Annotated in this window: 6 protein-coding genes and 2 pseudogenes; 3 read left to right on the top strand and 5 right to left on the bottom strand. The window is 54.9% G+C overall.

Annotated features, from left to right (window positions below; translation table 11 throughout):
- Positions 1-90: 90 nt before the first annotated feature.
- Positions 91-561: pseudogene (locus ACCD05_RS31305) on the bottom strand (IS110 family transposase); the annotation flags it as partial.
- A gap of 401 nt (positions 562-962) precedes the next feature.
- On the opposite strand from ACCD05_RS31305, the gene ACCD05_RS31300 reads away from it, so the two are divergent.
- The gene (locus ACCD05_RS31300; protein WP_112949860.1) at positions 963-1,541 is read left to right on the top strand and encodes a response regulator; all 579 of its coding nucleotides are present in this window, start codon (positions 963-965) and stop codon (positions 1,539-1,541) included.
- A 437-nt stretch (positions 1,542-1,978) separates the two neighbouring features.
- Here ACCD05_RS31300 and ACCD05_RS31295 read toward each other — a convergent pair whose 3' ends face one another.
- On the bottom strand, positions 1,979-2,524 hold the full coding sequence (locus ACCD05_RS31295) for a fasciclin domain-containing protein (protein ID WP_112436347.1): 546 nt from the start codon (positions 2,522-2,524) through the stop codon (positions 1,979-1,981).
- A gap of 265 nt (positions 2,525-2,789) precedes the next feature.
- Positions 2,790-3,143, bottom strand: a complete 354-nt coding sequence (locus ACCD05_RS31290) for a cupin domain-containing protein (RefSeq protein ID WP_413397543.1) — start codon at positions 3,141-3,143, stop codon at positions 2,790-2,792.
- Positions 3,144-3,428: 285 nt separating this feature from the next.
- Between ACCD05_RS31290 and ACCD05_RS31285 the strand changes: the two are divergent.
- Positions 3,429-3,830, top strand: a pseudogene (locus ACCD05_RS31285) (transposase); the annotation flags it as partial.
- Between the two features lie 404 nt (positions 3,831-4,234).
- Here ACCD05_RS31285 and ACCD05_RS31280 read toward each other — a convergent pair.
- Positions 4,235-5,230 carry an NAD(P)/FAD-dependent oxidoreductase gene (locus ACCD05_RS31280; protein WP_413397541.1) on the bottom strand — a complete coding sequence of 332 codons (996 nt, stop codon included), beginning with the start codon at positions 5,228-5,230 and terminating at the stop codon, positions 4,235-4,237.
- 71 nt (positions 5,231-5,301) lie between these two features.
- Positions 5,302-5,910 (bottom strand): Urease operon accessory protein, encoded by a 609-nt coding sequence (locus tag ACCD05_RS31275; protein WP_112949853.1) that lies wholly within the window; start codon positions 5,908-5,910, stop codon positions 5,302-5,304.
- A 140-nt stretch (positions 5,911-6,050) separates the two neighbouring features.
- On the opposite strand from ACCD05_RS31275, the gene folE reads away from it, so the two are divergent.
- Positions 6,051-6,659 (top strand): GTP cyclohydrolase I FolE, encoded by a 609-nt coding sequence (folE, locus tag ACCD05_RS31270; protein ID WP_112949852.1) that lies wholly within the window; start codon positions 6,051-6,053, stop codon positions 6,657-6,659.
- The last annotated feature ends 100 nt before the right edge of the window (positions 6,660-6,759 follow it).

Below are 6,759 nucleotides of genomic sequence, written 5' to 3'. Positions count from 1 at the left end.
CTCGCTACAGCGCGCTAAGGGCGCGCTCGCGAGCGGCTTTGCTACCGTCGACTTACACCACGCTACGGGGCACGATCCGTGGAAGAGCGTCCAGCGCACTCTCGAATTTGCAACGGCCAGCAGAGAAGATCCGGCCCGCTCCAAAAGGATGGCGCGGTTCTGATTGATCAGCGTCGTTCTTTGAACACGACCGAACTCTGTGCAAGGACTGGATATCGAGTTGCTCTTTGCTTTTGAGATCGACGAACCGCAGTGCCGGACGCGACGCAGCTTCGGCAATACCCTCCGCATCCCGATCGTCGTTCTTCTGCGCTTTCACATATAGTCGAACGTACTCTGAGACATCAGCCGAACCTCGTGCCCTTGAGCCACGAAGAGCCGACCAAGGTAGTGAGCGCCGCGACATACTTCCATAGCAATGACACAAGTTGGCGTCTTGCTCTTAAAACTCAATTAGCGTCTGCCGCCGTATCGACGGACGATGATTGCACCGTGGTCGTCGACACCGACAACGCTGCAGCTATTCTTGCCGATGTCAGCACCCAAAATTGAAATCGTCATGGGTCGGCTCCTCTTCCTTCAATGACGGACCATCCTACTCCATGTCCTCTGAAGGGGGCCATCCCATAATCAACACCATTGCGACTAGCGAGTTTGGGAAGAGCGATCTCATCTTGTCAGCAGGAGGTGTACCACGGAGATCGCTGGTACCGGATAAACGCGGCCGCAATAGCAGAAAACGTGGATACGGACTGTCTACTGTGTCCGGATTACCTTCCAAAGGTGTGGTAGGAGCGCCACGCGATAAGAGAGTAGCTCGACAAAATCTTCGTCGCGATAGGAACTCAGATTGTGGAAAAATGATCCGCACGTCAGGGATCGACGTAATTCAACCGTGAAGAAAGATAAGTCGTTGAGGCTTAGGAACGTGTCTTTTGCTCAGGCCTAGAGGTGGCAAGACGATGGATCGAACCTATTTCACAGGTGTCTCGCGGCCGCTGGCCACAAGTGAGCCAAACCTTGTGTTGCTTATTGTCGATGATGACATCACCTTCGCGAGAAGGCTTGGCATGGCTTTTCGAGAGCGCGGACTGGCTGTGGAAATATCCACGACCATCGAGGAAGCTGAGGTCGCCATCAGGCTTCGTCAATTCGATATAGTTATCACTGATCTGCGTATCGGAACGGGTAGCGGCCTAGAACTCGTGGAACTAACGAGTGAGATTTCTCCAACAACAAAATTGCTCGTCCTCACTGGATACGGGGATGTTCGGGCAGTGGTGTCGGCGGTCAAACGCGGGGCCACAGAGTTTTTGAGCAAGCCCGCCGATGCCGATGAGATCTTGGAAGTACTAGGCATAAAGATCGAAGGAGACAGGTCCGCAGATCAATTCATCAAGTCCGCAGACCTGGTGCGATGGGAACATATCAATACGGTCTTCGACCAGACTGGCCGTAATATATCAGCGACAGCGCGACTGCTCCAGATGCATCGGCGCACGTTGCAAAGATTGCTGGCCCGTGGGCCTCCGGGCAGCTGAATTATCGATCAGTTACGCCATATTTGTTTTTTTGATCTGCCGACAAAATGCGGCGCATCAACTGCGTCCTACTCGAAATCATTTGAAGGCGGGACAGGCTCCCCGCCCCAGGAGCTGTCGCGGGCCGTATAAACGTGCGCAGGGGTTGGCGGCACGTCCGCCGACCCCTTTTTTAATGGAGATGGTGGTTGAAGTATGGGATGACATGACAGTTTTCCACGATCCGGTCACAAGGTCTGTGATCGTCGTTTTCCGCGGGAAAACGATCATATTGAGAGGGCCGTTTCAAGATGGTCGAAGCGGAATTGCTGCCGGTGAAGAGTTGTGCAAAGAACTCGGATGGCAGTCAAATGAGCGACCTGAAAGCTCGGGATTAACGCAACCCGAATAGTCTATAAAACAAATGCCGAGCCGCTAAGGCGGCCCGGCATCTCTCATCACATTTTCGGCAAAAGAACCTTGTCGATGACGTGAATGACGCCATTCGATTGCTTCACGTCTGCGATCGTCACCGTTGCCGTTCCGCCTGCCTCGTCGGTCAACATGATCTTACCCATGCTTTCCCTGGCTTTCAGAACGCAGCCGCCGACGGTTTTGATATCATGCTCGCCACCATCGTCTTTGATCATCTTGGCAACGGTACTGGCCATTGCGTCGGCCGCAACGACATGGCAGGTGAGGATTTTCGTCAGCTTATCCTTGTTTTCAGGCTTCAAAAGCGTGTCAACGGTGCCTTTTGGAAGTGCTTCGAACGCTTCATTTGTCGGCGCAAACACCGTAAACGGCCCTTTGCCCTCAAGCGTGGAGACGAGACCAGCAGCTTTCACCGCAGCCACGAGCGTAGTATGATCTTTTGAATTGGCGGCATTTTCTACGATGTTCTTGTTTTCATACATGGCCGCACCACCGACACTCGGGTTTGCGGCATATGCACTGAAGCTACCTGTGGCGGTGGCGGCAATGGCAACGGCCGAAACTATCATAAGCTTTCTCATAGTCGTCTCCTCTCAATGCCGGCCTTCTGGCTCGGTACTGATTGTACGAACGACCATGGCGCCGGTTCAAAATTCTCTCCACGATACCGAAGAATTTGGTGCTTCAATGTATCACGAATTCGTAAGAACGCTCGAACGTGGACGATATCCGTCAGATGCCAATCAATGGCTGTATCATCCGCAACAATCTACTTTTGAAGCGCAGCAGCGAGGCATATGCAGTTCTTGCCGGCGTCGACCCTAGGCTGATGCATCAGCGTGTCGTCCGCATCTCGACATCACCGCGCGAAAATGTCGAAACCGCGTCGCTGACGCTGCCTTCAAGGACAAGTGTCAATTCCATGCCGCGGTGCGAATGCTCCGGAACTGGCTGACCAGCAGGTATTTTTAGCAGCCGTACAGTTGTCGTGTTGTCGCCGGTCGGTATCAACATCCGCGCTGCCCCGCGACCGAGTTCGTACAACTTCAGCCCGCCGGCGGCCTCGATGTATCCATTGAGGGGCTTGGGATAGGTTTTATCCTGTCGAGGATTCTTTTTTATAGGCAGGACGTTTTCTATCTCTCCAGCATCGATCCTTGCCTTGAGGCTCTGCCAGCTCTGCGACACGTCAGTTTCATCGGGAAGCTCGCAGTCTATAAAATGGCCGCCGACACTCTCCAGGATGCCGAGCTTTGATCGACAGGCTGGGCAATAGCGAGATGAGTTGCTACAGCTACACTCCAGCGCTCTGTTAGATCGTGCCCCACCGAGCGGTGTGACTCGGTGGTAGCGCAGCCTCTCGCGAGCGCGCCCCCAATTGCGCTGTAGCGAGTGAGGGGCTGTGCGGGCGGCCATCAGTGTTTTCCGCTAGGGTCGAGTTGTTCAAGACACAACCTGACGGAAAGATCACTGATGACCACTGACATGATGAACGTGCGTTCGCTCGTTGAGAAGAGCGCGGATGCTGATTTGTTGCGCGAGATGATCGGCTTTGCCGCTGAATGGCTGATGGAACTGGAGGCCGGCTCAGCTACGGGTGCAGGTTTCGGAGAAAAGAACCCTATGCGGCTTGCGCAGCGCAATGGCTATCGTGACCGCGATTGGGAGACGCGAGCTGGTGCAGTCAGGCTTCGCATTCCGAAGCTGCGCGAAGGTAGCTACTTTCCGAGCTTCCTCGAACCGCGCCGCATGGCGGAGAAAGCTCTGACGGCTGTTATCCAAGAGGCGTACATTCAAGGAATATCGACACGGTCGGTCGATGATCTGGTCAAAGCCATGGGGATGAGCGGCATCTCCAAAAGCCATGTGAGCCGGTTTCGCGCCAGCGAGAGATGGTGGAAGCGGATTATGGCGGCCTTTGTGTTCGCAGTTTTTGTGTTCACGCGCGGACATACATTGGCATGCCGCTGCACCTCTGGAACGAAACTGGCAAGCCTGACCGCTTTCATCGTGCTTCGATACGCGAGCATCGATCGTGACTGACTGTTTTACGGCTCGATCGCGTTCGTTAAGTGGCGTCAACGTGTTGAGTATCTTGGCGGGCAGTGACAGGTCGTTTTGATTGCAACGGTAGATACTTCAGCAAAACCACGAGGGCTGTTCAAGAATCGATCGGAACCCTCTCAATATTTGAGGCGTGAGTTCGACACGTCAATACGGTGCCGGACCGGCAGCGTGAGCAGCCAGGTCAAGGCGGTAGCGGGATCGGCACGTGTGCATCAATTGCCGACGGCGCTTACGCCCTTTAGCGCCTTTGCGAGGCTCAATCCGCTCATGTACGCGGCCTCAACGCGTCCAGCGATACACCAGTCGCCGCAAGCCGCAAGCTGTGTTTGCTTATCCCACAGAAACGGCTCACGAGCGGGAGTTTCGACGTCAGCGTACCGCCACTTGTGGAGGACAGTAGTTTTGGCTTCTGCCAATTCGATCCGCATAAAGCGCTGTAAGCCTATCATCATTTCAGCGTGGACGATATCGACGGGCAAGTCGATATTGGAATCGGCCCAGGCGGAATTGGCGTTGACCACGACCGATGCTGGGCCTGTGCGGCCTGGCTTCGTTTGGTTAAAAGCAATCCATCCGATGATGGGATCAGAGACGTGAGCGCCCGAGAAAGGAACGATGGTGTTGGCATCCCGTGTGATCATCAATGTGAAGCATGCGTGCATTCTGACATTATTTATAATCTGATGATGTGCGAACATCGATCGGAGCAGAGCCGCGGTTTGGGCAGCTGGCGCGGTCACGATGATCCAATCGAACGGCCCCTCCAAAACATCCCCGGCGCGGATGTGCCAACGAGCGGGCTCCCCAATAATTTCGTCTACTCTCAGACCCAGCCGGATGTCGAGGCCGGCGGATATCCATTTCGGCAGGGCGGTCATGGAAGGAACCGCGACGTATCGCGTCGAACTGGGAAAGACGCGTCGGACAGGGTTGCCTTCCGCCAACGAAACAACATCGCCCATCCACGGCTCAACGAGACCGATGCTACAAGCCTCATTCACGAGGTTGCCGAACTCCTCATCCCTCACCGTGAAATATTGTGCTCCGTGGTCGAATGCGACATCCCCGATCCGACGCGTTGCCATCCGACCGCCGACGCCTTTGCTTTTTTCAAAAATTGTTACGTCGGCAACTTTCGCAAGCGACTTCGCAACCGTGAGGCCTGCCATGCCTGCCCCGACAATCCCAACTCTCAATTTGGCTGCCACACATAACCTCCACTTTAAATGCCCGCCCTTCCATTTTGCGCTCGTGATCCACGCTGCACCGACAATCTGCGCTATAGCCTGCGCATGTGTCCCTGCGCTATCAGATTTTCAACCAAGCTGCGCTCGGTATCGAACGGATGACCATCCCATCCTTGATGCGAGAAACCAGCGAGTAAAACCTGATCGTCAGGAGCGGAGATCTCACCAATGACATAGGCGATAGCGAGCAATCCCGAGCTCGGAACCACATAGCTGGCAGGCGTGAAAGCCTGAAGCTCCAAATCGACGAGTTCGTGATATCGGCGCGGTATCATCGCGAAGCGTTTGTTTGTTTCACCGGCGAAGCTGGCGAACTGTTCCGTGTAGTCGTCACAGAAGTCGTCGAGCGAAGGGTGTTGGATCGCAAGCAGCGGCTTTAGCTCGACGAATTTCGAAATATCGCGAACGCACCATATCGTTGCGGCTCTTTTGACGGCAGGATTGTTGCGCCAGGTCGTTGACCCGATCATCACTGCCGCTGGGCGACCGGTGTTGCACACGGCAACAATATCGGTTCGAACGCCGCCCTCGCCGACCGACCGGCAGTCATTAAACCTGATGACGAGATCACAGCTATCTATGGCGCTCGCGTCATCGTTCGAAAATGTGCCGTTGCCAACAATCGCGATGGTTTTCGCCATTGATCTCCGCTCCGTAGGACGAAGTGTCTACGACACTCTCACGAAACAGATCAAAAATTTGGTGTCCGCGTCCGCTGGATTTGATCCGGCCACAGACGCTGATCGTACCATCGGAGCAAAAAAACAGATGAGAAGTTACAATGGACGCAATCGTTGGCGAGACCGATTTTCGAGCCACCTCAGAAATGCCGACACGGGAGGAAGCCGAGGCCGCGGTGCGGACCTTGATCCGCTGGGCCGGCGACGATCCCTCGAGAGAGGGTCTTATCGATACGCCGAGGCGCGTGGCCAAGGCCTACGGTGAGCTCTTTTCCGGCTACGACACAGCCCCTGCAGACATCCTGGCGAAAACCTTTTCCGACGTTGCGGGATACAGTGACATGGTGATTGTCAAGGATATCGAATTCCATTCTCATTGCGAGCATCACATGGTGCCCTTTCACGGCGTTGCCCACATTGCCTATTTCCCGGATGGCGGCGTGCTTGGACTGTCAAAAATGGCTCGCCTTGTCGATCTCTTCGCACGCCGGCTGCAGACGCAAGAAACGATGACATCTCAGATTGCCAAGGCGCTGGACGAAAGTCTGCTGCCCAGAGGCGTGGCTGTCATGGTCGAAGCCGAGCACATGTGCATGGCGATGCGCGGCATTCGAAAACAGGGTGCTAGAACCATAACGACTACGTTTACCGGGCAATTCGAAAGTTCGGTAGCGGACCAGTCGCGCTTTATGCTGCTCGTCCGCGGCTGAGCTACTGTCCCGATTCTTACCATGAACAGGAGGTGGCATGAAAGATGCCGCGCCCGTTGAGAGAACGGATCAGTGAGATGCGGGTAATGATCGAGGGACA

The sequence above is a fragment of the Rhizobium sp. Rhizsp42 genome, from assembly GCF_047304155.1.
Taxonomy (GTDB): domain Bacteria; phylum Pseudomonadota; class Alphaproteobacteria; order Rhizobiales; family Rhizobiaceae; genus Rhizobium.
This window is presented reverse-complemented; position numbering and strand designations above follow the sequence as displayed.